The sequence below is a fragment of the Legionella sp. km772 genome, from assembly GCF_003989735.1.
Lineage (GTDB): Bacteria > Pseudomonadota > Gammaproteobacteria > Legionellales > Legionellaceae > Legionella.
The window spans coordinates 22,295-43,213 of record NZ_RZGQ01000008.1 but is presented as its reverse complement, the minus strand read 5'-3'; the positions used below and the strand labels follow the sequence as shown (position 1 = coordinate 43,213).

Sequence of the window (20,919 nt, the reverse complement as noted above, 5' to 3'; positions counted from 1 at the left end):
AATCAAATAATCACTATAAAGATCAAGCATATCCATTTAATTCCCTCCCTAAAATTAAGGGCGGAATTCTAATGCTTTTTAGTCAAACTACAAGTTTATGTGCGTAACATGAGTTACTAAAAGTTTTTCTAAAATCTTAGGCGGCGATGTGACTATCGATAGTGAATACGGTAAAGGTTCGACTTTTACCCTCTTATTGCCGATGATGAGTACAGTAGGTGTTGAAAAAATAGCTCCAGGAAAATCAGCTCCGGTGACCATCGAAGAAAAGGCTGCAGTCAAAACAGTCTTAGTGGTGGATGATGACCCCAAAATACATCAATTAATGCAAGAATCTTTAGAGAAGGCCGGTATAAGAGTTCTACATGCTTTTCATGGCGAAGAATGTTTGTCTTTAGCAAGAAAATACCAACCCGACTTGATTACCTTAGATGTGATTATGCCGATGATGGATGGCTGGACCACTTTATCGGCTTTAAAATCAGATCCTGCTTTAGTAAACATCCCAGTGATATTAGCTTCTATGTTGTTGGAAAAAGATCTGGGTTTTGCTTTAGGAGCTGTTGATTATCTCAATAAACCGCTTGACCCCAATCTTCTATTGAAGAAAATTGAGCAGCTACTACCCCAGGATGCCATTAAATCAGTATTGATTGTCGATGATCAAGAAGATGCGCGCAATATTATTCGTCGGTTCATTAAAAAGTCGGGTTGGGAAGTCTTAGAGGCTAAAAATGGCCGCGATGCTTTAGCGGTTTTAGCTCACCATTTCCCCTCTATTATTCTCCTGGATTTAATGATGCCGGAGATGGACGGTTTTGCGGTCATTCGAGAATTGCAACAACATGAGAAATGGGCGCAAATTCCGGTAATTATTTTAACCGCGAAGGAATTAACGCAGGAAGAGCGTGATTTTCTAATGACTTCGAGCAAAGTGGTGTTGCAAAAAAATGCTTACAGTCGCGAACAACTTATTGCAACCTTAACTGAACAAATTGGGCATATAATTAAAAATCGTTAGGAGATAGTGCGATGACGATAAAAATATTAATTGTGGAAGATAATGAACTAAACCTCGATATGTTATCAAGGCGTTTGCAACGCAAGGGCTATGAAGTGATTAGTGCCATTGATGGTGAAAAAGGCGTGATGAGGGCCAAAACTGATAGCCCTGATCTCATATTAATGGATTTAAGCCTCCCCGTTTTAGACGGCTATGATGCTACCCGACAGCTCAAATCGGACTCAGATACCAAGGCTATCCCGATTATTGCCTTAACTGCCCATGCCATGGTTGGTGATCGGGAAAAAGCCGTAGCGGCAGGTTGTGATGATTATGAGGTAAAGCCAATTGAGCTACCACGGCTCCTTGAAAAGATTGAGAAATTAGTGAAAACTGGTTAATGAGATAGCTAACGTATTTAGGAATAACTAATGGCTTTCAATAAAAAGAAAGAGCTGGAGCTTGAGAACACGTCAATGCGGGAGCGCGAGGCCCTATTCGCCAGTTTGCGTAGTGAGTTCTCAACCCCACTAGATGTTATTGTCGGTTATTCTGAAATCTTAGTTGATGAACTTAGTTTCTATAAACTCGAGCACTATGAAGCTGATCTTAAAAAAATCCTTCAATCAGGAAAAATCTTACAAAATCGAGTCGATGAAGTATTAATTTTTGGCGCCAATACTCGGAATGCCAAAGAATTTAATTTAAAAAAATTTAGTAGTGAGTTGCAATTTAACTTACTTACCCCGCTGAATTCTGTTATTGGTTATTGTGAATTGCTACTCGACGAAGAGCTTACTCTTGCCCAAAAACCATTTTCCATCGACATTGAAAAAATTCTCGCAGCCGCTAAATTATTTGTTAACTATATCAATGAGATAGACAAATTAGCGCAAGTACAATGGCAAGGTACAGCCTTATTAGCAAAATTTGAAAAATCGAATCTTGTTGTTCATGATGTTATTATCTCTATTCCTCCACTTGAGAAGAAAAGTGCCTATAAGCCTAAGCCCGCTAAAGGCTCAATTTTGGTGGTGGAAGATAATGACCTGGCAAGGAATTTATTAATTCGTCGTCTTGAGCATTATGGATTTAATGCAACACCTTGTGCTGATGCTTCCAAAGTCCTCAACGAAATAGATAGAGGCAATTTCGATTTAATACTCTTATCGATAATCACCTCAGGAATAAGCGGTTTTGAGATTTTAAAACAAATCATGGCTCACAGTCGTTATTATTATCTCCCAGTGATTGTTATTTCTCCGCTAAAAGAAATTGATGCGGTAGTGCGTTGCCTCGAGATGGGCGCGGATGATTATCTTCTTAAACCATTTAATCCCGTGATTTTTAAAGCTCGGGTCGAGGCTTCGATAGAAAAAAAGGTCTTACGAGATAAAGAAAAACTTTATCTAGCCCAATTAAAAGAAGCCAAGAAAAAATCAGATGAGTTATTGCTCAGTATTGTACCGAGTGATATTGCCGAACGTTTGAAGCTGGGCGAGCAAACCATTGTGGAGCGATTTCCAGCGGCCACTGCAGTATTTATTGACATCGTAAATTTTTCCATTTTGGCTGATAAACTCAATCCAGATAAATTGATTAGGTTGTTGAATAAAATATTTTCAACCTTAGACGAGTTGACGGATCAATTTGAATTGGAAAAAATTAAAACAATCGGTGATTGCTATATGGCTGTGGCTGGTGCCCCCTTAGATGATCCCTTCCATGCCGAGCGGGTTGCTAATTTTGCCTGCCGCGTCCTTGAAAAGCTGCATACAATGAATGAACATGCCAAGTATCCAATCCAGGTACGGATTGGTATTAATTCTGGCGCAGTAGTAGCAGGGGTAATTGGTAAGAAAAAATTTGCCTATGACCTCTGGGGAAAAACAATTAACTTAGCGAGTCGGATGGAATCTCATGGCGAGCCCGATCGCATCCATGTCAGTGAGGCAAGTTATCAGCTTTTGAAAGATCGCTTTGTATTTGAAGCCCGAGGTGCTGTGTTGATCAAAGGGGTAGGGGAGATGGACACCTATTTTCTCCTAAGGCGAAAAACAGAGGGTGAGTAGCCGGATTCCGTCCATCCCCAGTCAGCTTAGTTTAATCTTATTCGACTAAAAAGCTTGGTTATTAAAACAACTAGATCTAATCTTCATAGTGTTTTTAAACCCACCAAAGGGAAGGCCACATCACTTCATCTCTTGCTTGGATGATGAGACACTTCATTTTATGAAAGTTCAATCTTTAATTTTGTTGTAGGCGGTAATTGTCTTTGTAATACATAAACCTTGAATTCCAGCCCCTAGTATGAGTACACTAGAATTTTGGGACTATTTTAATACTATGGATCTTCAAAATATTGCACATATTCTCTCTTTAACCTCCACGGATAAGACTGAGGTAACGGGTATTTGTACCGACAGTCGGCAAATAAAACCAGGGAATGTATTCATTGCTATTGAGGGAGAGCTCTTTGATGGCCATGCTTTTGTTCATGAGGTAGAAGAAAAAGGTGCGGCTGCAGTAATTGTGAAAAAAAGAATAACGGATGTTTCCATACCCCAATTCGTTGTTGCCGATCCCTTGATGGCTTTAGCACAAATTGCCACAGAACATCGTAAGCATTTCCCTTGTCCGGTTATTGCCTTGACGGGTTCAAATGGCAAAACCAGCGTGAAGGAGATGATTTCCGCTATTTTGCCTAAGCCTTCGCATGCCACCAAAGGAAATTTAAATAATCATATCGGCGCACCTTTAAGCGTACTCGCCTTAACTGCAGAGCATCGTTATGCAGTATTCGAATTAGGAGCGAATCATCCGGGCGAAATTGCCCATACGGTGGCGGTAGTACGGCCTGATGTGGCTTTAATTAATAACATTGCTCCTGCTCACATAGAAGGTTTTGGGTCGATAGATGGTGTGGCGCTTGCAAAAGGCGAAATTTATCAGGGTTTAACTGCGGAAGGGGTTGCGATTGTTAATGATGATGATCACTACGCTCATTTCTGGGATGAAACTCTGCTAAACAAAAAAATCATCCGTTTTTCTTTAGAACATCCTGCTGATGTCTATACAAAAGAGGTGCGTTTGGATGCGCAAGGTCGAGGTCAGTTTACTTTGGTTCTCCCTACCGGAACAATTGACCTGCACTTACAAGTCCCTGGTTTACATAATGTACGTAATGCTTTAGCTGCGGCCGCTTCCTGCTATGCCTTAGGAATTTCTCTTGAGGCTATTAAAAACGGCTTAACCCAATTTGGTGGAGTACAAGGAAGAATGACTATCCTTAATGGCAAAAACCATTCCACGATCATCGATGATACCTATAATGCTAATTTACGTTCGGTTTTAGCTGGTTTAGAAGTGTTGGCCAAACAGCCTGGGAATAAGATTTTTGTTTTTGGGGATATGGGTGAGTTAGGAAATTGGGCTGCAGAGCATCATGAAGAAGTGGGAATAGTCGCTCGTCGTTTAGGCATCAATCAATTATTGACTTGTGGTTCTTTCAGTAAATTAAGTTCGCAAGCCTTTGGTGAAGGAGGACTTCATTTTGCAAGCCAAGATGAGGTAGTTCGTTTTTTAGACAATAAGTTGGACTCTAATACGACTGTTTTGGTTAAAGGGTCAAGATCTAGCGCTATGGAAAAAATTGTTCAGAAACTGCTTAATTGATGGTATAGGTATATGATATGCTTTGCCGCTTTTCATCTTTGGCACAGCAAAGACCCTATTAAATAAGAGGAATCATTTATGCTCTATTGGCTAACGCAGTTATTTCAAGGACAGTATCATGCGTTAAGAGTTTTTCAATATTTAACTTTTAGATCAATTTTAGCAGCGCTAACCGCTTTACTGGTCGGCTTGTTATGCGGACCCTTAATGATTCGATGGTTAAGAGGTTTGCAAATTGGTCAAATGGTTAGAGATGATGGTCCTCAAACTCATTTGTCAAAAGCTGGTACTCCCACCATGGGCGGGGTACTCATATTACTTGCAGTCACCATTAGTTGTCTGCTCTGGTGTGACTTAAAGCAATCTAATTTGTGGCTCGTATTATTAGTGACCTTGGGTAATGGTATTGTCGGTTGGGTTGATGATTACCGTAAATTAGTTTTAAAAAACAGCAAGGGTCTTCCAGGGCGGTGGAAATATTTCTGGCAATCCATGATTGCACTCATGGCGGTTTTATATCTTTACCTGACCGCTAGTTTACCCGTTCATACCCAGTTGACTGTTCCTTTTTTTAAGACGATAGTTATTAATTTAGGAATTCTTTTTCCGGTTTTAGCCTATTTTGTTATCGTTGGTAGTAGTAATGCGGTGAATTTAACCGATGGTTTAGATGGCCTGGCGATTATGCCTATTGTCATGGTAGCCGGTGCATTGGGTATTTTTGCTTATGCGTCTAGTAATTCAGTTTATTCTATTTATTTAGGGATCCCTTTTGTCCCGAATACCGGTGAGCTTACCATTTTTTGTTCCTCCATTGTCGGTGCGGGTCTAGGCTTTCTTTGGTATAACAGTTATCCCGCTCAAGTGTTTATGGGCGATGTGGGTTCTTTAGCCCTCGGAGCTGCTTTAGGTATTGTTGCCGTCGTAATAAGACAAGAGTTAGTCCTGCTAATCATGGGCGGTTTATTTGTGATTGAAACCTTATCGGTTATTTTACAAGTGGGTTATTTTAAATATACGCATGGCAAAAGATTATTTCGGATGGCCCCTTTACACCACCATTTTGAATTAAAAGGATGGTCTGAACCAAAGGTGATCGTACGTTTCTGGATTATTACTGTGGTATTTGTATTGTGTGGTTTGGCTACTTTAAAACTTCGATAGGACATATATGATGAGTAATCCTTTTTATTTGGTTGCCGGCTTGGGTAAAACTGGTCTTTCAATTGCTCGTTATTTACATCGAAAAAATAAAGCTTTCGCGGTATTTGATACGCGTAAAGAGCCAGCGGGATTACAGGAGTTTCAGGCTGAATTTCCCCAGTGCCCCATTTATGTAGAGCATTTTCCAGAAGAATTATTACACCATGTAATAGATATTATTACGAGCCCCGGTTTGCCCATAGACCTTCCCTTGTTTAAAAATGCGCGCAAACAAGGCATTGCTATTTATGGGGATATTGAATGCTTAGCTCGAGAAATACATGTGCCGGTGGTGGCTATTACAGGTACCAATGGAAAATCTACTGTAACCACTTTAGTGGGAGAAATGGCTCAGGCGGCGGGTATCAAGGTCGCTGTAGCAGGTAATATTGGTACTCCGGTATTAGATAGGCTTAATGAAAACCAACATGATGATTTATGGGTTTTAGAGTTATCAAGTTTTCAATTGGATTTAACCAGCACTCTAAGTTCTATCGCCGCCACAATACTTAATATAAGTCCGGATCATCTTGACCGTCATCACAGTATGGATGGCTATATTGAGGCAAAACAACGGATTTATCATCAAGCGCAAACCATTTTATATAATCGAGATGATACCGCGACCTTTCCAAAAACCGCGGATCGACAAGCTGCTGAACGGATTATATCTTTTGGTAATGATAATCCTCCATCCATGAATGATTGGGGATTAGTGCCTAAGGACGGGAAAATTTATTTAGCGCAAGGCGAACACTGTCTTCTTGCCGTTGACAGCTTGCGCATTAAAGGCGTACACAATTGGCACAATGCTTTAGCTGCTTGTGCTCTCGCTGACGCGGTGGGTATTCCCGTGGCTGCGATGATTCAGGTTTTAAGCTCCTTCGCAGGGCTAAACCATCGTTGCCAATGGGTAAGGACTCTTGACGGCGTCGACTGGATCAATGATTCTAAAGGAACAAATATCGGTGCAACCATCTCAGCTATTAATGGAATAGGAGGTTCTATGCAAGGGAAAATTGTACTTATTGCGGGTGGGCAAGGAAAAGGCGCAGACTTTAAGGAATTGCGTCATTCTATAGCGGGCTTCGTACGTTCAATTGTTTTGATTGGTGAGGATGCAGATAAAATGGAGGCTGCACTGGCTGAGGTCGTCCCCATTTCTCGTGCTGTATCGCTGGATAATGCGGTTACTATCGCTAAAACTCAAGCCAAACCCGGCGATGTGGTTTTGCTCTCTCCGGCCTGCGCGAGTTTAGATATGTTCCGTGATTATAATCACCGCGGGGAAGTCTTTACTGCTTCCGTTAGGGGATTATAAACACCATGCGGCCAAGACATCTAAATCAACGAGGCATGCCGGTTAGTAAACCGATATCTCTTTATGATAAATGGTTAATAGCAACTATTTTTGGTTTATTAATTATTGGCTTGATGATGGTAGCTTCTAGTTCGGTTATGGTTTCTACGAAGTATTTCCATCAACCCTTTCATTTTCTTGTAAGACAAGCCTGCTATTTATGTGCAGGATTAGCGGTTGGTTTAATTATTATTCGTACCGACAGTAGTGTTTGGGAGCGAATTTCTATGCCAATGTTAATGATTTGTATTCTTATGCTGGTCATTGTCTTAATTCCAGGAATAGGCCGCTCTGTCAATGGAAGTCGTCGTTGGCTGGCTTTGGGACCCATTGGGGTTCAAGTGTCTGAAATGGCCAAATTAACGATGATTTTTTATTTGGCTGGTTATTTAGTCCGTCAACAAAAAGCAGTAAGTGAAAGTATTTTTGGTTTTATTAAGCCGATGGTTGTTTTAGCTATAGTGTCCTTTTTATTATTGTTGGAGCCCGACTTTGGTGCTACGGTAGTTATATCCGGTACCGTGATGGCCATGCTTTTTTTAGCGGGGGTAAGATTACGCTATTATGTAGGTTTAATGGTATTAGTAATGACCGCCCTGGCCTTTTTAGCGTTCTCCTCTCCTTACCGTGTAGCCCGTCTTACTGCTTTTCTTGATCCTTGGGCTGATCAATACAACAGCGGTTATCAATTAACTCAATCGCTCATTGCCTTTGGGCGAGGGGGCTGGTTTGGGTTAGGCCTAGGAGAGAGCATTCAAAAATTATTATATTTACCTGAAGCCCATACTGATTTCTTATTTGCGGTATTGGCGGAGGAGTTTGGCTTAGCAGGGATTTTAGTAGTAATGGGATTATATAGTATACTTGTCTATAGGGGGCTCAATATTGCTTATATCGCTCATAATCAAGAGCGTTTATTTGCATCGTACACTGCCTATGGCTTGACTTTTTGGTTAGCACTACAAGCAGCAATTAATATGGGCGTTAATGCCGGTTTATTACCTACTAAAGGCTTAACTTTACCATTATTGAGTTATGGTGGCGCAAGTATGGTGATAAATTGTGTGGTCATTGCTTTATTGTTGCGTATTGATCATGAAAATCGTTGGCAATCTTTGGGATTAGGGACTGCTAATGGGTAAGGGGGAAATCGTGAGTAATTCAAGACAATTTTTAGCGCCTAGAATGGGGCATGTAGAACAAATTCATTTTGTAGGAATCGGTGGTGTTGGCATGTGCGGCATAGCAGAAATGTTGCACAATGAAGGATATCGGATTACTGGGTCGGATTTAGGTGAAGGCTATACGGTTCAAAGATTAAAGTCCTTAGGGATCAAAGTATTCCAAGGCCACAAAGTAGAACATATTCAAGGTGCGGACGTCGTCGTTCGCTCTTCAGCCGTAGATATGAATAATCCCGAGGTTAGTGCGGCCAAAGAGCTGATGATTCCGGTTATTCCCCGAGCAGCCATGCTTGCTGAGTTAATGCGTTTTAGGCATGGGATTGCAATTGCTGGAACTCACGGTAAAACTACGACTACTAGCCTTGTGAGCAGTTTATTGGCTGAGGGTGGTTTAGATCCCAGCTATGTTATTGGTGGCAAACTAAATAGCTCTGGGGTGAACGCCCAGTTAGGCAGTTCACCTTATTTTGTAGCTGAGGCAGACGAAAGTGATGCGTCTTTTTTATTTTTAAAACCAATGATGGCTGTAGTAACCAACATTGATGCTGATCATATGGAAACCTATGATGGTGATTTTGATAAATTAAGAACGACTTTTCTTGAGTTTCTACATCATTTACCCTTTTATGGTTTAGCCGTGGTTTGCCTAGAAGATGAGGAAATTAGAAGCATTCTTCCTGCTATTGAACGACCAACCTTGACCTATGGTTTCAGAGAGGACGCCCATTATCGCGCAATTGACTGGACGCAAACCGGCATATTAAGTCAATTTACGGTCATTAGACCGGCGCCTCATAAACCGCTAACTATTCAATTCCAATATCCCGGCCGCCATAATGTGCTTAACGCTTTAGCTTCTATTGCGATCGCTACTGAAGTGGGCGTGGATGATCAATCAATTATTAATGGCCTAAAAAAATTCCAAGGGGTTGGCCGACGTTTCCAAATGCTTGGTGAAAAAACTTTTCAAAATGGCTCGGCGATGGTCGTTGATGATTATGGACATCATCCGCAAGAAATTTTATCGACTATTGATGCCTTTAGAAAGGTTTGGCCCGATAAGCGTTTAGTTCATGTCTTTCAACCGCACCGCTATACACGAACTAAGTCTTTATATAGCCAGTTTATAGACGTATTAAGCTTATCAGATGAATTATTGTTATTAGATATCTATTCAGCAGGCGAAAATGAAATTCCGGGGGTTAGTAGTGAATCTTTGGCTCAAGAAATTAGAACTAAAGACAAACGGGTAACTATGGTTAATGAAGAATCACTTAAAGCACGGTTGGATGAGTTTATTAAAGATGGTGATGTGATTTTAATGCAAGGGGCTGGCAGCATTGGTCAAATGGCTGTCAACCTGATGAAAAAAATATAAATATTTAGCGGGAAAACTTTGTCGCTACGGCTGATGTTGAAGCCTTAATTTATTTAGTGCAAACTATGTTCAAGAGCAATGAAAAATTGAACCTGTATGAAGTACATATTATTGGAGATCGCTAATGTCTAAACCCGTCAACCTTGTTTTACTTTATGGCGGAAAATCTGGCGAACATGAGGTATCCTTAGTTTCTGCTGCCTCTGTTCTTAGGTATTTAGATGCCGAAAAATATCATATTATCCCTATTGCTATGGATAAAAATGGTCAATTTCATGTACATGAATACACTAATTTATTAGCCTACAAAGACAAGCTTCCCGTTGTAACTAAAGAGTCTAAGCCCTTGCCCAGTTTGTTAGTGAACGGTCAACTGGCCGTTGATGCCTCTCTGGTGTTTCCAGTGGTCCATGGCCCCTTATATGAGGACGGGTGCCTACAAGGCTTGCTGGAACTTGCCGGGGTAGCTTATGTAGGTTGTGATGTATTAGCGTCTGCTATCGGTATGGATAAAGACATGGCAAGACGTCTTGCTTGCATTAATGGCCTAAAGTCAGCCCAATATCGCTTATTATCTTGGCATAGTACTGAGCAAGAGCGCCAGGATTTTTGCCACCAAGTTGCAGGTGAGCTAGGCTGGCCTTTATTTGTAAAACCTTGCTCTTTGGGTTCGAGTGTTGGTATCCACAAAGCAAAAAATATGGCCGAGCTTCGCAATGCTGTTGATGATGCCTTACGTTATGACGAGGAAATTCTTGTTGAGCAATATGTTGAGGGACGGGAAATAGAGTTATCTGTCTTAGAAAATACCAATCCCTCTGCCGCGCCACGAGTAAGTATTGCAGGGGAAATTCGGGTGAATCATCCTGATGGGTTTTATTCCTACACGGCTAAATATCTTGAGAGTGGACAAACTGATTTAATTATACCCGCTCAGTTAAATAATCAATTGCAAGAGCGGTTAAAAGCTGCTGCGGCCGATATTTTTACTCGTTTAAAGTGTAAAGGAATGGCACGGGTAGATTTTTTTGTTAATGACCGTACAGAAGAAATTTATTTTAATGAAATTAATACTTTACCTGGATTTACTTCCATTAGTATGTATCCAAAATTATGGCAAGCAACCGGGTTAGAGTATTCTCATTTACTTGATGAGTTGATCCATTTGGCTACAATTCATCAAAATTGTCGTAAACATTTGGTGACTAATTACTTGTGAAGCAACATCGAACTAATAATAAAAATAATGATGCCAGTGGATTGCGCTATGCCTGTATCTTGTCTTTATTGATACTTAGCGCTCTAGTATTAGCGGGGCGTTTGCTGTATTTATTTATAGCCGACGCCGAACGTTTTCCAATTACAACCATTAAAGTAGCTGCAAGTTATGATCACATTACCCATAAAGATTTGGAAACTATCTTAGCTAAATATGTGGGTGCCAGCTTTTTTGCCTTACCGGTGGGCCGTTTGCAAGATGAATTTAATAATTTAAATTGGATAGATACAGCCTATGTAGAACGGGTTTGGCCTGATACTTTAAAAATTAAACTTGTGGAGAAAAAACCGGTTGCAATCTGGGGCAATTCATTGATGACGCAAGATGGTCGTTTATTTAATGAAGGGAGTATTCCTAGTGATTTAAATGTGCCCCATTTAGATGGACCCATAGAACAACAAAATGAAGTCTTACAAGTTTACGAAAAATTGAGTAAGATATTATCATCCTATAGTTTAAATGCTAGCGGTTTACAGCTCCGAGAAAACCAAACTTGGGTTTTATCGCTAGTGAATGGTACAAAAATTTATTTAGGAAAGAAAGAGTTAGAGGCGCGATTACTGCGTTTTTGTAAAGCATATCCTGCAGTGTTTGCTGAAAAAGCAGACCAATTAGCTAGTGTGGATTTGCGTTATCCACGTGGAATGGCAGTGCAGTGGAAACAACAAACGGGACGATAATGGCTAAAAAAATAGAAAAAAATATCATCACAGGCTTAGATATAGGTACTTCAAAAATAATCGCTTTGATTGGTGAAGTAACTTCTGATGGGGCCATTGAAATTATTGGCATTGGCCGACATCCTTCCCGTGGTTTAAAACGAGGCGTTGTTGTCGATATTGAGGCAACCGTTAATTCCATTCAACGTGCTGTACAAGAGGCGGAGTTGATGGCCAATTGTGAAGTGCGTACCGTTTATGCTGGAATTGCAGGCAGTCATATTAGAAGCTTGAATTCTCATGGAATAGTTGCAATTCGCGATCAAGAGGTATCTAAAGCAGATGTTGAGCGGGTGATTGAAGCGGCTAAAGCAGTTGCTATTCCCGCGGATCAAAAAATCCTACATATTTTACCTCAGGAATTTATTATTGATAATCAGGGCAGTATTCGCGAGCCCATAGGTATGGCCGGTGTTCGCCTTGAATCACGAGTTCATATTGTCACAGGTTCAGTGAGTTCCGCCCAAAATATCGTTAAATGTGTACGTCGTTGCGGTTTAGAAGTAAGTGACATCATCCTTGAGCAACTTGCATCAAGCCATGCGGTATTAACGGAAGATGAAAAGGATTTGGGTGTTTGTGTGGTAGACATTGGTGGTGGTACGACTGATATTGCTATCTTTTGCGAGGGAGCTATTCAGCATACGGCAGTACTTCCTATAGCCGGTGATCAGGTTACTAATGATATTGCGATGGCATTACGTACTCCGACAAAATCCGCGGAATCCATAAAATTAACTCATGCTTGTGCATTACCTGAACTAGCTAACCCCAATCAAATGTTAGAGGTTGCAAGTGTGAATGATCGACCCGGCAGGAAGATTTCTGCTAAAGCATTATCGGATGTGGTTTCAGCACGTTACGAGGAACTTTTTTCATTAGTGCGTAATGAATTAAGACGTAGTGGGTTTGAAGATCGTATGGCTGCCGGTATTGTTCTTACTGGCGGCGCTGCCAATGTTCGTGGTGCGATAGAACTGGCGGAGCTCTGTTTTGAAATGCCGGTAAGAAAAGGCTGCGCCGATTATGTTTCTGGTTTAACAGAGGCCACTGAAAATCCTGCCTTTGCAACAGGAGTAGGTTTATTACTTCATGGCTACCAACAGCAATATGAAGGCGGTTATAGTGCTCCGGCAATGAATGATAATGCTAAAGGTATCTGGTCGCGCATGAAAGAATGGTTTCAAGGTAACTTTTAAAAAGAATAAAGGGGTTGCATTTAATGCAACAAAATAACGATTAATCAAAGAATAAAAGCAATGCAGCAAATGCACAGGGGAGCAGGTTATGTTTGAATTAATGGAAAGCAGCCAACATGATAATAATGCCGTCATCAAAGTTGTTGGTGTTGGTGGAGGCGGTGGTAATGCTTTAGAGCATATGGTTGCTGAAAACATTGATGGCGTAGAATTTATTTGCGCTAATACCGATGCACAAGCATTAAAGGCATCTAATGCTAAAATTCATATACAACTGGGTGAAGAACTTACTAAAGGACTTGGTGCTGGTGCTAACCCTCAAATTGGCCGTGAAGCAGCCGAAGAAGATAGAGAATTTATTCGCGAAATTCTTGCCGGTGCCGATATGGTTTTTATTACTGCTGGAATGGGTGGCGGTACTGGAACTGGTGCTGCTCCGGTGTTCGCAGAAATTGCTAAAGAACTAGGTATTTTAACCGTAGCGGTAGTTACAAAGCCGTTTGCCTTTGAAGGTAAACAAAGAGCTTTGGCGGCTGAAGAAGGTGTTCGTCGTTTAGCAGAACATGTCGATTCATTAATTACTATTCCCAATAACAAATTACTCAGTGTATTGGGTAAAAACATTAGTCTTTTGAATGCTTTTAAAGCAGCTAATAATGTTCTTCTAGGGGCAGTAAAAGGGATTTCTGACTTAATCACTCGCCCCGGCTTAATTAACGTAGATTTTGCAGACGTGCGTACTGTAATGTCCGAAATGGGCATGGCGATGATGGGAACCGGTAGTGCTACTGGTGAGCAACGAGCTCGTCAAGCAGCTGAAGCTGCTATCGCATCCCCTTTGTTAGAAGATGTTAACTTCTCGGGTGCGCGCGGAATTTTAGTAAATATTACTGCTGGTTTAGACATGTCTATTGGCGAGTTTGAAGAAGTGGGTGATGTTGTTAAAGAGTTTATTTCTGATGATGCCACGGTCGTTGTGGGTACCGTAATTGATCCTGATATGACAGAAGAAATGCGGGTAACCGTCATTGTAACTGGCTTAGGGGATGCGCGGCAACGCACTCCAGCCCAACAACAACCGCAACGCGCTCGAATCATGGAAACTACAAAAAGCGATGGCTCTTTAGATTATCAACAATTAGATAGACCTGCTTTAATGCGTAAGCAAGCACAGGCTGCCGCCTCAGTGCCCACTCCCCTAGCCACTAAAAAGCAACATAGCGATGTACCTGATGTAGATTACTTAGATATACCTGCTTTTTTACGTCGTCAAGAAGAGGAAGTGTAAAAAATACTATCGAGAAAAGATTGTGTTGAATGAATGTGTTTTGTAATATAGTGCGTTTTTTCATCCAATCTTTTTCTTTTAGATGGAAAATAAAGAGTGAGTGAAAAGCAGCAACTAGTTAAAAAGATGAAAAATTAGACTAATCAATAAATTGCTGTTAAAATTAAATGGTTTGTTGTAATCCGCTCAGGACCTCATGTTAATCTTAACTGAATGGTCTGCTTTAAGCATAAGTTGTAAGATAACCTTTCAAAAAAGCTTTGGATAGCCTGGCTGTTCTTTGTTTTTTTGAAAGGTTTTCTTGTACCTTGCGCAAAATGTAGATTTTCTGATTGAGGGGCTGGGTTGTTACATGATTTTTTGCGTGTAAATAAATACTGATGAAGGTGAGCACTGAATGATAAAACAAAGAACTCCTAAAAAGGTAATCCAAGCTACTGGTGTTGGATTGCATTCCGGTGAGAAAGTGCTCTTAACCTTGCGTCCAGCTCCGATAAATACAGGAATAATTTTCCGTCGTGTAGATCTCTCACCAGTAGTTGAAATCCCAGCCTCTTATGAATATGTCGGTGATACCATGTTGTGTACTACCCTTAATCATAATAATGTTAAAATTGCTACGGTGGAGCATTTATTATCGGCTTTAGCAGGCTTAGGTATTGATAATGCCTATATCGATGTGAATGGTCCAGAATTACCAATAATGGATGGAAGTGCTGCTCCTTTTGTGTTCTTAATTCAATCCGCGGGTATCCGTGAACAGAGTGCTGCCAAAAAATATATCCGTATTTTGAAACCAATCCGAGTAGAAGATGATGGTAAATATGTTCAATTTTTACCGCATAAAGGCTATAAAATTTCCTTTACTATTGATTTTGATCACCCCGTATTCAACGAACGCCCACAAACCGTAAGCTTTGATTTTTCGGGTACTTCTTATGTAAAGCAAGTATGTCGAGCCAGAACATTCGGTTTTCTATCCGATTATGAAAAATTACGCGAGTATGATCTTGCTAAAGGTGGCAGTTTAGATAACGCTATCGTTGTCGATAACTACCGTATTCTTAATGAAGATGGTTTACGTTTTGATTCGGAATTTGTTACTCATAAAGTTCTTGATGCTATTGGTGATTTATATCTCTTAGGTTCAAGCTTAATCGGCGCCTTTGAGGGATATAAATCGGGTCATGAACTAAATAACAAGTTATTACGTGAATTAATGGTGCGACAAGACGCATGGGAATACACTTATTTTGATTCGCCAGAGCATTTACCTGCAATGCAACCAGAATTCTACCCTCTAGAAGCTTGATCCTTATTTGTCGGGATCAAGCAGCCTGGCTAAGGAATGCTACATTATAATTCTTTTTTACAGCCTTAGTGCTTGAAAAACCATTCTCGCTGGCAAAGCTAAGCAATTTATCTACCAGGCCTTGAGTTTTATCTCTTAGGCTGTCTTTTTCATTTTTAAATCGCTGCTAAACTCGACAGTAGAAACAATCACTTATATTATTAAGATCGAATTTAAAATATAACCCAGTGGAGTTGCATTGATGAAATTGAATATAGGTCTTCTTAGCCTTTCTTTAGCTTTAAGTTCTTCCGCCTTCTCCACCGATTCACCGGTTAAAAGCGATCTGGAAAATGATCCCTTGCATTTGAATTGGATTAACAAACAAATAAAACCAAGTGAAGATTTTTATACTTATGCGAATGGTTCTTGGCAAAAAAATAATCCCATACCGCCGGAATATTCTTCTTGGGGCACGTTCAATATTCTTAATGAACGGGTTTTAGATATTATTCATCAAATGTTAATTAAGGCCTCTGAAAATAAGAACGCGAAACCTGGAAGTTTAGAGCAGAAAATTGGCGATTTTTATTATAGTGGTATGGATGAGAGCTTAATTAATAAAGAAGGTTTTACGCCATTAAATACAGAATTTAAAGCGATAGAAAACATAAAAAATTTAGCTGATTTACAAAAGGAAATAGCTCAATTACATCTCATCGGGGTAGACGCTTTATTTAATTTTGGCAGTATGCAAGATTTTAAAGACAGTAGCCTCGTAATTGGTGCGGTAATGCAAGGAGGTCTCGGCCTTCCTGATCGAGATTATTACCTAAAAGATGATCCTAAATTTAAACATATTAGGGATGCTTATTTAGAGCATCTCTCAAAAATTTTTCAATTGTTAGGTGATAAACCTGAAGCAGCGGCTAATGAAGCAAAGACAGTGATGAAGATCGAGACTGAATTAGCGAAAGCATCCATGTCCCAGATAGAACAACGCGATCCACATGCTATTTATCATATGAAGTTAGTTAATGAGCTTGGAAAAGATAGTCCTAATTTTAATTGGCCGGATTATTTTGCCGCAATGGGCCAGGGACAAATTAAAATGATTAATCTAGCTATGCCGCAATTTTTTGCTCGCCTGGATAAATTATTAACCGAAACCTCCAGCGATGATTGGAAAACCTATCTGCGTTGGCATTTGATTGACCAATACGCTTCCTATTTATCGCAGCCATTTGTCGAACAAAATTTTAAAATGACTCAAGCTATAACCGGTACAGAAAAATTGCTTCCGCGTTGGAAACGCGTGGTGGGCACAGAGAGTGCGGCCCTAGGTTTTGCGATAGGTAAAATCTATGTGGATAAGTACTTTCCTCCAAATTCTAAAAAAGAAGTGATGGGAATTTTGCAAAACATTCGGGCAGTTTTAAGTGAGGATCTCCAGACCTTAAAATGGATGACTCCTGCGACTCGTACGGCAGCTTTAAAAAAATTAGAATTAATGCAAGAGCGGATCGGTTATCCAGAGAAATGGCGCGATTATTCTAGTTTGAAAATTGACAGAGGTCCCTATGTACTTAATGTCATGCGGGCGAATCAATTCCTAGTCCAACGCGATCTTAAGAAAATCGGTAAACCTCTAGATCGCACCGAGTGGGCAATGAGCCCGCAAACAATTAATGCCTATTACGATCCCTCTATGAATAATCTTAATATGCCCGCTGGAATTCTTCAGCCCCCATTTTTTGATCCAAAAGCACCTGCAGCTGTAAATTACGGCTCAGTAGGTTTTGTCATGGGCCACGAAATGACGCATGGTTTTGATGATCAAGGCGCTCAATTTGATGGTAATGGTAATTTAAAAAATTGGTGGTCCCCCAGTGATTTAACCAAATTTAATCAAGCCACCCAATGCATCTCTGATCAATTCTCTAAATACGTGGTGGATGGCGATATGCATGTGCAAGGCAAATTAGTGGTGGGAGAGGCGACTGCCGATTTGGGGGGAATTACTTTAGCGTATAAAGCCTTTCATCGTTCTAGCGAATACAAGCAAGCTAAAGTGATTGATGGAATGACTCCAGACCAACAATTCTTCTTGGGGGTTGCGCATGTGTGGGCGAACAATATGCGTCCCCAACAAATGCGTAATCAAGTGACCACTGACCCTCACCCACCAGCACAATATCGGGTGAACGGTAGTTTGGCTAACATGCCGGAATTCCAAGCTGCTTTTGGTATTCCTGATGATAGCCCGATGGTTAATAAACCTCGATGTGTGATCTGGTAGTCGTTATTGTTTAATGAAGGAAATAGTTTCTGGCTCTAGGAAAGGTTTAAGTTTTTAGGGCCAGAGTAGGCAAATTGCTACATCACGACATACAGTAATACGGCTAAAAAATGACAAATACTTCCGGCTAAAACAAACAAATGCCAAAGGACATGACTAAATTTCAAACGCTCCCAAATAAAAAATATTACGCCAATGCTGTAGCATAATCCTCCGGCGACAATATAAGCTAATCCTCCTAAAGGCAGCAATTGGTAGAGAGGTTTTACAATCAGCAAAGCCATCCACCCCATTACCAGGTAAATAATCGTAGAAAGCAGCTCAAATTTATGGACAAAAAATAATTTAAACAAAACTCCGGCGAACGCTAAAGACCATATTAGAGTAAACATGGTCCACCCTAAAGAGCCTTTAAGCGTGACTAATACGAAGGGGGTATAACTTCCTGCTATTAACAAATAAATGGAGGCGTGATCAAGAATACGAAATACATGCTTTACTTTGGGATTGCTGATGCTGTGATAAATAGTGGAGCTTAAATACATCAACAATAAGGTAGAACCAAAAACAATACCTGAAATTAATTTAACTTTATCCGCTTGGGGTATAGAAACTAAAGATAATAGGATAATGGCGGCAATACTTAAAAGAGCTCCCAGCGCATGCGTTGACGCATTCCCAATTTCTTCTATTCGGGTTTGTACAGTATCTAATTTAATCCACATGATTAGTCCAACTAAACGGTTGACCCTGTTGGGAAGGTACAGGCTATTATAATGAGCGCTGTATAATTGTCCAAATTATTTTGCGCTAAAAATAAATTACTTTATCTAAGTTATTGCCTTTTATGCAATATTTGCTTAAATAAGCACATTAATGTACAATGCAGCTTTTTTATAGCTGGAGAGTATCAATGGCAAAAAATAAGCCTTTAACAACGAGTGATGTAATAGCAGAGTCAATTTTAGCTATGCCTGTTGGTGCCATACTTGGGGGCATCTCTGGAGTCTTAGGAAGAGGGGCTATCTCCTTTTTTAATCCCGTCGTTGCTGGTGCTGCTGGTACTTTTGGAACTTTTGCAGGTGTGGGCTTAATTGCACTGCCCTTAACAATTATTCCTAACTATATTACCAATCGTTTACTATCCCAAAGTGAATTTTTGAAAAAGCATCCTCGACTATCAGGTTTTCTTGCTGACACGGCAGAGTTTCTTATTACTCTAGGTGCTGTCGCTGCCGGTGCGGCCTTAGTAAGCAGTACGTTCGCTGCTACTTTAACTGCCGTAATGATTATTCCTGCAATATTATATGCGTTAAATACTTTATGTAATGTGATTAATGCCTGTTTAGGCGTAGAGGACGACTTAGAATCTACTGCTTCTGTTTCTTATCGCTAAGTAAAAAAGAACTAATTCAGGCTCTTGTCTGAGACTGGATTAGTTCTATTAAACTTTTCTAATAAATTCCTTCCCTAGCTTCAAAAAAAGGCTACAATAGATCCGATCTTATCCATCTGAGGAAAATACAATGTCTAAAGAAGAAATGATTTGTCGTATCGTCCGTTACATTACTAAACAACCTAGTGGCAATAAAAGTTGTTGTAGATAATGAACCTAGTACTTGCAGATGTTCTCGCCTACCAGAATTTTTTGGTGTTAAAACAATTTTGCCATACTCACAGCGAGTACTCTTTAACAGAGGCAGAGCAATTATTTAAGGATCTACTGGCTTGGTTTTGGTTAAGGGACCAACGTGCTAAAAAGAATAAAACCACTTATCTTTTTGGTCCTTTACTCATTTTAGATGAACTCTGGCATCTGTTTATTTTACATACTCGTGACTATTGCAATTTTTCCTTTCACTATTTTGGTGACTATGTACATCATGAGCCTGAGCCCCCTGGATTTGAACATCGTTTAACGCACGATGAATTAACTGATTATCTTAATGATTGTATTAATTATCTGGGAGAGGAGTGGGTCGCACGCCGTTTTGCCGAAGCCCTATCTTAAAACTAAGTCCCTTTTTTAGCAAAATTAGCTATTATTTACTTTCCTTCTGCCAAATGGATTAATGCTTTACGGAGCGGTTCGTAAGCGCAGTTTTGACTTTCGCTGAGGATACTTTCTTTGGCTTGTTGAGTTAATTCATAACTTTTTGATTTTTTGATTTTTTTATACTCCGATGTAGGTGCGTCAATGGTTACCTTAATGGAGGATAATTGGTACATTCCTGCTTTTCTTAGCTTATCGCGTAATTCGGGTAGGGCGTAGCGAATTTGCGAAGCCCAGACAGCATCCACCGCGCTTAAAATTAAACTACCTTTATTAAAACTGCTTACCCTACAATAGGGGGCTAACTCTTGCGGCAGTAAAGCATTAATTATTTGCGTAAATTCTTCTAGTTGAACTGATCGCTGACAAATTTCAGCAAGTTGCTTGTTTAAGCAGTATCTTATCGATTTCATTTAAGCTACTCTCTCGCCAAAACCTTTCTTTTGGGTATAGAATAACAAATTATTGAGAAAGACAATAGATGGAACATAAAGGTGCGGAATGACTGAAAATCTTAAAGAAACAGATGTGCTTTACTTTACACGCTTACATTGGATTATATTTTTCTGGCCTATTGTGGGCTTTTGTGTGCCCCTTGCCTTACAAATTTATTTTCCCCAGTTAAGCGATTTAAGTCTGTTCTTATTGGTTTTTGCCTTACTTTGGCTGGGGATGACTTGGGTTACCTATTATTTTTCATCAATCACGATTAAGAAAAGACAGGTCATATTGCGCACGGGAATTATTGTCCGCCAAACTGTCGATATGCCTTTAAGTAAAATTGAAACCATAGATATCCGCCAATCAATTTTAGGGAGTATTTTTCAATATGGTGCTTTAATTATTACGGGTACCGGTGGGACGCGACATCTAATCAATTACATTCATCGGCCCTTAACCTGTAGACGGTATATTGAGCAATTAATGAATGCACCGCAATAAGCAGTTCTTCTAGCTTAAGCGTTTATTATGACCTAGAGAGTCTAGG

Annotated in this window: 19 protein-coding genes; 17 read left to right on the top strand and 2 right to left on the bottom strand. The window is 40.1% G+C overall.

Features of this window, described 5'->3' with window-relative positions; genetic code table 11:
- The first annotated feature begins 148 nt into the window (after positions 1-148).
- The 14 genes from ELY15_RS01990 to ELY15_RS01925 all read left to right on the top strand — a co-directional run bounded on the left by ELY15_RS01990 (position 149) and on the right by ELY15_RS01925 (position 17,878).
- Positions 149-1,021, top strand: coding sequence for a PleD family two-component system response regulator (locus ELY15_RS01990; protein ID WP_127097987.1), 873 nt, complete (start codon positions 149-151; stop codon positions 1,019-1,021).
- Between the two features lie 11 nt (positions 1,022-1,032).
- The gene (locus ELY15_RS01985; RefSeq protein WP_127097986.1) at positions 1,033-1,404 is read left to right on the top strand and encodes a response regulator; all 372 of its coding nucleotides are present in this window, start codon (positions 1,033-1,035) and stop codon (positions 1,402-1,404) included.
- A 30-nt stretch (positions 1,405-1,434) separates the two neighbouring features.
- Positions 1,435-3,075 carry an adenylate/guanylate cyclase domain-containing protein gene (locus ELY15_RS01980; protein ID WP_127097985.1) on the top strand — a complete coding sequence of 547 codons (1,641 nt, stop codon included), beginning with the start codon at positions 1,435-1,437 and terminating at the stop codon, positions 3,073-3,075.
- A gap of 274 nt (positions 3,076-3,349) precedes the next feature.
- Entirely contained in the window at positions 3,350-4,678 is a 1,329-nt protein-coding gene (gene murF, locus ELY15_RS01975; protein ID WP_127097990.1) for a UDP-N-acetylmuramoyl-tripeptide--D-alanyl-D-alanine ligase, read from the top strand.
- A gap of 78 nt (positions 4,679-4,756) precedes the next feature.
- Positions 4,757-5,842: a phospho-N-acetylmuramoyl-pentapeptide-transferase gene (gene mraY, locus ELY15_RS01970; RefSeq protein WP_127097984.1), complete on the top strand. Its 1,086-nt coding sequence runs from the start codon at positions 4,757-4,759 to the stop codon at positions 5,840-5,842.
- Between the two features lie 10 nt (positions 5,843-5,852).
- Positions 5,853-7,202, top strand: a complete 1,350-nt coding sequence (gene murD, locus ELY15_RS01965) for a UDP-N-acetylmuramoyl-L-alanine--D-glutamate ligase (RefSeq protein ID WP_127097989.1) — start codon at positions 5,853-5,855, stop codon at positions 7,200-7,202.
- A gap of 5 nt (positions 7,203-7,207) precedes the next feature.
- Positions 7,208-8,383, top strand: a complete 1,176-nt coding sequence (gene ftsW / locus ELY15_RS01960) for a putative lipid II flippase FtsW (protein ID WP_199744143.1) — start codon at positions 7,208-7,210, stop codon at positions 8,381-8,383.
- Between the two features lie 10 nt (positions 8,384-8,393).
- Positions 8,394-9,803, top strand: coding sequence for a UDP-N-acetylmuramate--L-alanine ligase (murC, locus tag ELY15_RS01955; RefSeq protein WP_127097982.1), 1,410 nt, complete (start codon positions 8,394-8,396; stop codon positions 9,801-9,803).
- A 124-nt stretch (positions 9,804-9,927) separates the two neighbouring features.
- The gene (locus ELY15_RS01950; RefSeq protein ID WP_127097981.1) at positions 9,928-11,022 is read left to right on the top strand and encodes a D-alanine--D-alanine ligase family protein; all 1,095 of its coding nucleotides are present in this window, start codon (positions 9,928-9,930) and stop codon (positions 11,020-11,022) included.
- Positions 11,019-11,762, top strand: coding sequence for a cell division protein FtsQ/DivIB (locus tag ELY15_RS01945; RefSeq protein ID WP_127097980.1), 744 nt, complete (start codon positions 11,019-11,021; stop codon positions 11,760-11,762). The genes ELY15_RS01950 and ELY15_RS01945 overlap by 4 nt, the downstream gene beginning before the upstream one ends.
- A complete protein-coding gene (ftsA, locus tag ELY15_RS01940) occupies positions 11,762-13,000 on the top strand; it encodes a cell division protein FtsA (protein ID WP_127097979.1) in 1,239 nt (412 codons plus the stop codon). Before ELY15_RS01945 ends, ftsA begins: the two co-directional genes overlap by 1 nt.
- Before the next feature lie 88 nt (positions 13,001-13,088).
- Positions 13,089-14,288: a cell division protein FtsZ gene (gene ftsZ / locus ELY15_RS01935; RefSeq protein WP_127097978.1), complete on the top strand. Its 1,200-nt coding sequence runs from the start codon at positions 13,089-13,091 to the stop codon at positions 14,286-14,288.
- Between the two features lie 397 nt (positions 14,289-14,685).
- Complete coding sequence (gene lpxC / locus ELY15_RS01930) at positions 14,686-15,600, top strand: UDP-3-O-acyl-N-acetylglucosamine deacetylase (RefSeq protein ID WP_127097977.1); 915 nt, start codon at positions 14,686-14,688, stop codon at positions 15,598-15,600.
- Positions 15,601-15,841: 241 nt separating this feature from the next.
- Positions 15,842-17,878 carry a M13 family metallopeptidase gene (locus ELY15_RS01925; protein ID WP_127097976.1) on the top strand — a complete coding sequence of 679 codons (2,037 nt, stop codon included), beginning with the start codon at positions 15,842-15,844 and terminating at the stop codon, positions 17,876-17,878.
- 77 nt (positions 17,879-17,955) lie between these two features.
- On the opposite strand, the gene ELY15_RS01920 is transcribed toward ELY15_RS01925, so the two are convergent.
- Positions 17,956-18,603 (bottom strand): hemolysin III family protein, encoded by a 648-nt coding sequence (locus ELY15_RS01920; protein ID WP_127097975.1) that lies wholly within the window; start codon positions 18,601-18,603, stop codon positions 17,956-17,958.
- Between the two features lie 188 nt (positions 18,604-18,791).
- Between ELY15_RS01920 and ELY15_RS01915 the strand changes: the two genes are divergently transcribed.
- A complete protein-coding gene (locus ELY15_RS01915) occupies positions 18,792-19,274 on the top strand; it encodes a hypothetical protein (RefSeq protein WP_127097974.1) in 483 nt (160 codons plus the stop codon).
- 210 nt (positions 19,275-19,484) lie between these two features.
- Entirely contained in the window at positions 19,485-19,889 is a 405-nt protein-coding gene (locus ELY15_RS01910; RefSeq protein WP_127097973.1) for a hypothetical protein, read from the top strand.
- Positions 19,890-19,924: 35 nt separating this feature from the next.
- On the opposite strand, the gene ELY15_RS01905 is transcribed toward ELY15_RS01910, so the two are convergent.
- A complete protein-coding gene (locus tag ELY15_RS01905; RefSeq protein WP_127097972.1) occupies positions 19,925-20,344 on the bottom strand; it encodes a DUF721 domain-containing protein in 420 nt (139 codons plus the stop codon).
- 88 nt (positions 20,345-20,432) lie between these two features.
- Here ELY15_RS01905 and ELY15_RS01900 point away from each other — a divergent pair, with 88 nt between their 5' ends.
- Positions 20,433-20,873 carry a PH domain-containing protein gene (locus ELY15_RS01900; protein WP_127097971.1) on the top strand — a complete coding sequence of 147 codons (441 nt, stop codon included), beginning with the start codon at positions 20,433-20,435 and terminating at the stop codon, positions 20,871-20,873.
- The last annotated feature ends 46 nt before the right edge of the window (positions 20,874-20,919 follow it).

What these genes read in the sequence shown, in the direction of transcription:
- ELY15_RS01915 (WP_127097974.1), top strand. Translation starts at nt 18,792, where the DNA reads ATGGCAAAAAATAAGCCTTTAACAACGAGTGATGTAATAGCAGAGTCA.
- murF (WP_127097990.1), top strand. Translation starts at nt 3,350, where the DNA reads ATGGATCTTCAAAATATTGCACATATTCTCTCTTTAACCTCCACGGAT.
- mraY (WP_127097984.1), top strand. Translation starts at nt 4,757, where the DNA reads ATGCTCTATTGGCTAACGCAGTTATTTCAAGGACAGTATCATGCGTTA.
- ftsA (WP_127097979.1), top strand. Translation starts at nt 11,762, where the DNA reads ATGGCTAAAAAAATAGAAAAAAATATCATCACAGGCTTAGATATAGGT.
- ftsZ (WP_127097978.1), top strand. Translation starts at nt 13,089, where the DNA reads ATGTTTGAATTAATGGAAAGCAGCCAACATGATAATAATGCCGTCATC.
- ftsW (WP_199744143.1), top strand. Translation starts at nt 7,208, where the DNA reads ATGCGGCCAAGACATCTAAATCAACGAGGCATGCCGGTTAGTAAACCG.
- ELY15_RS01910 (WP_127097973.1), top strand. Translation starts at nt 19,485, where the DNA reads ATGAACCTAGTACTTGCAGATGTTCTCGCCTACCAGAATTTTTTGGTG.
- ELY15_RS01900 (WP_127097971.1), top strand. Translation starts at nt 20,433, where the DNA reads ATGACTGAAAATCTTAAAGAAACAGATGTGCTTTACTTTACACGCTTA.
- ELY15_RS01985 (WP_127097986.1), top strand. Translation starts at nt 1,033, where the DNA reads ATGACGATAAAAATATTAATTGTGGAAGATAATGAACTAAACCTCGAT.
- lpxC (WP_127097977.1), top strand. Translation starts at nt 14,686, where the DNA reads ATGATAAAACAAAGAACTCCTAAAAAGGTAATCCAAGCTACTGGTGTT.
- ELY15_RS01950 (WP_127097981.1), top strand. Translation starts at nt 9,928, where the DNA reads ATGTCTAAACCCGTCAACCTTGTTTTACTTTATGGCGGAAAATCTGGC.
- ELY15_RS01925 (WP_127097976.1), top strand. Translation starts at nt 15,842, where the DNA reads ATGAAATTGAATATAGGTCTTCTTAGCCTTTCTTTAGCTTTAAGTTCT.
- murD (WP_127097989.1), top strand. Translation starts at nt 5,853, where the DNA reads ATGAGTAATCCTTTTTATTTGGTTGCCGGCTTGGGTAAAACTGGTCTT.
- ELY15_RS01920 (WP_127097975.1), bottom strand. Translation starts at nt 18,603, where the DNA reads ATGTGGATTAAATTAGATACTGTACAAACCCGAATAGAAGAAATTGGG.
- ELY15_RS01905 (WP_127097972.1), bottom strand. Translation starts at nt 20,344, where the DNA reads ATGAAATCGATAAGATACTGCTTAAACAAGCAACTTGCTGAAATTTGT.
- ELY15_RS01980 (WP_127097985.1), top strand. Translation starts at nt 1,435, where the DNA reads ATGGCTTTCAATAAAAAGAAAGAGCTGGAGCTTGAGAACACGTCAATG.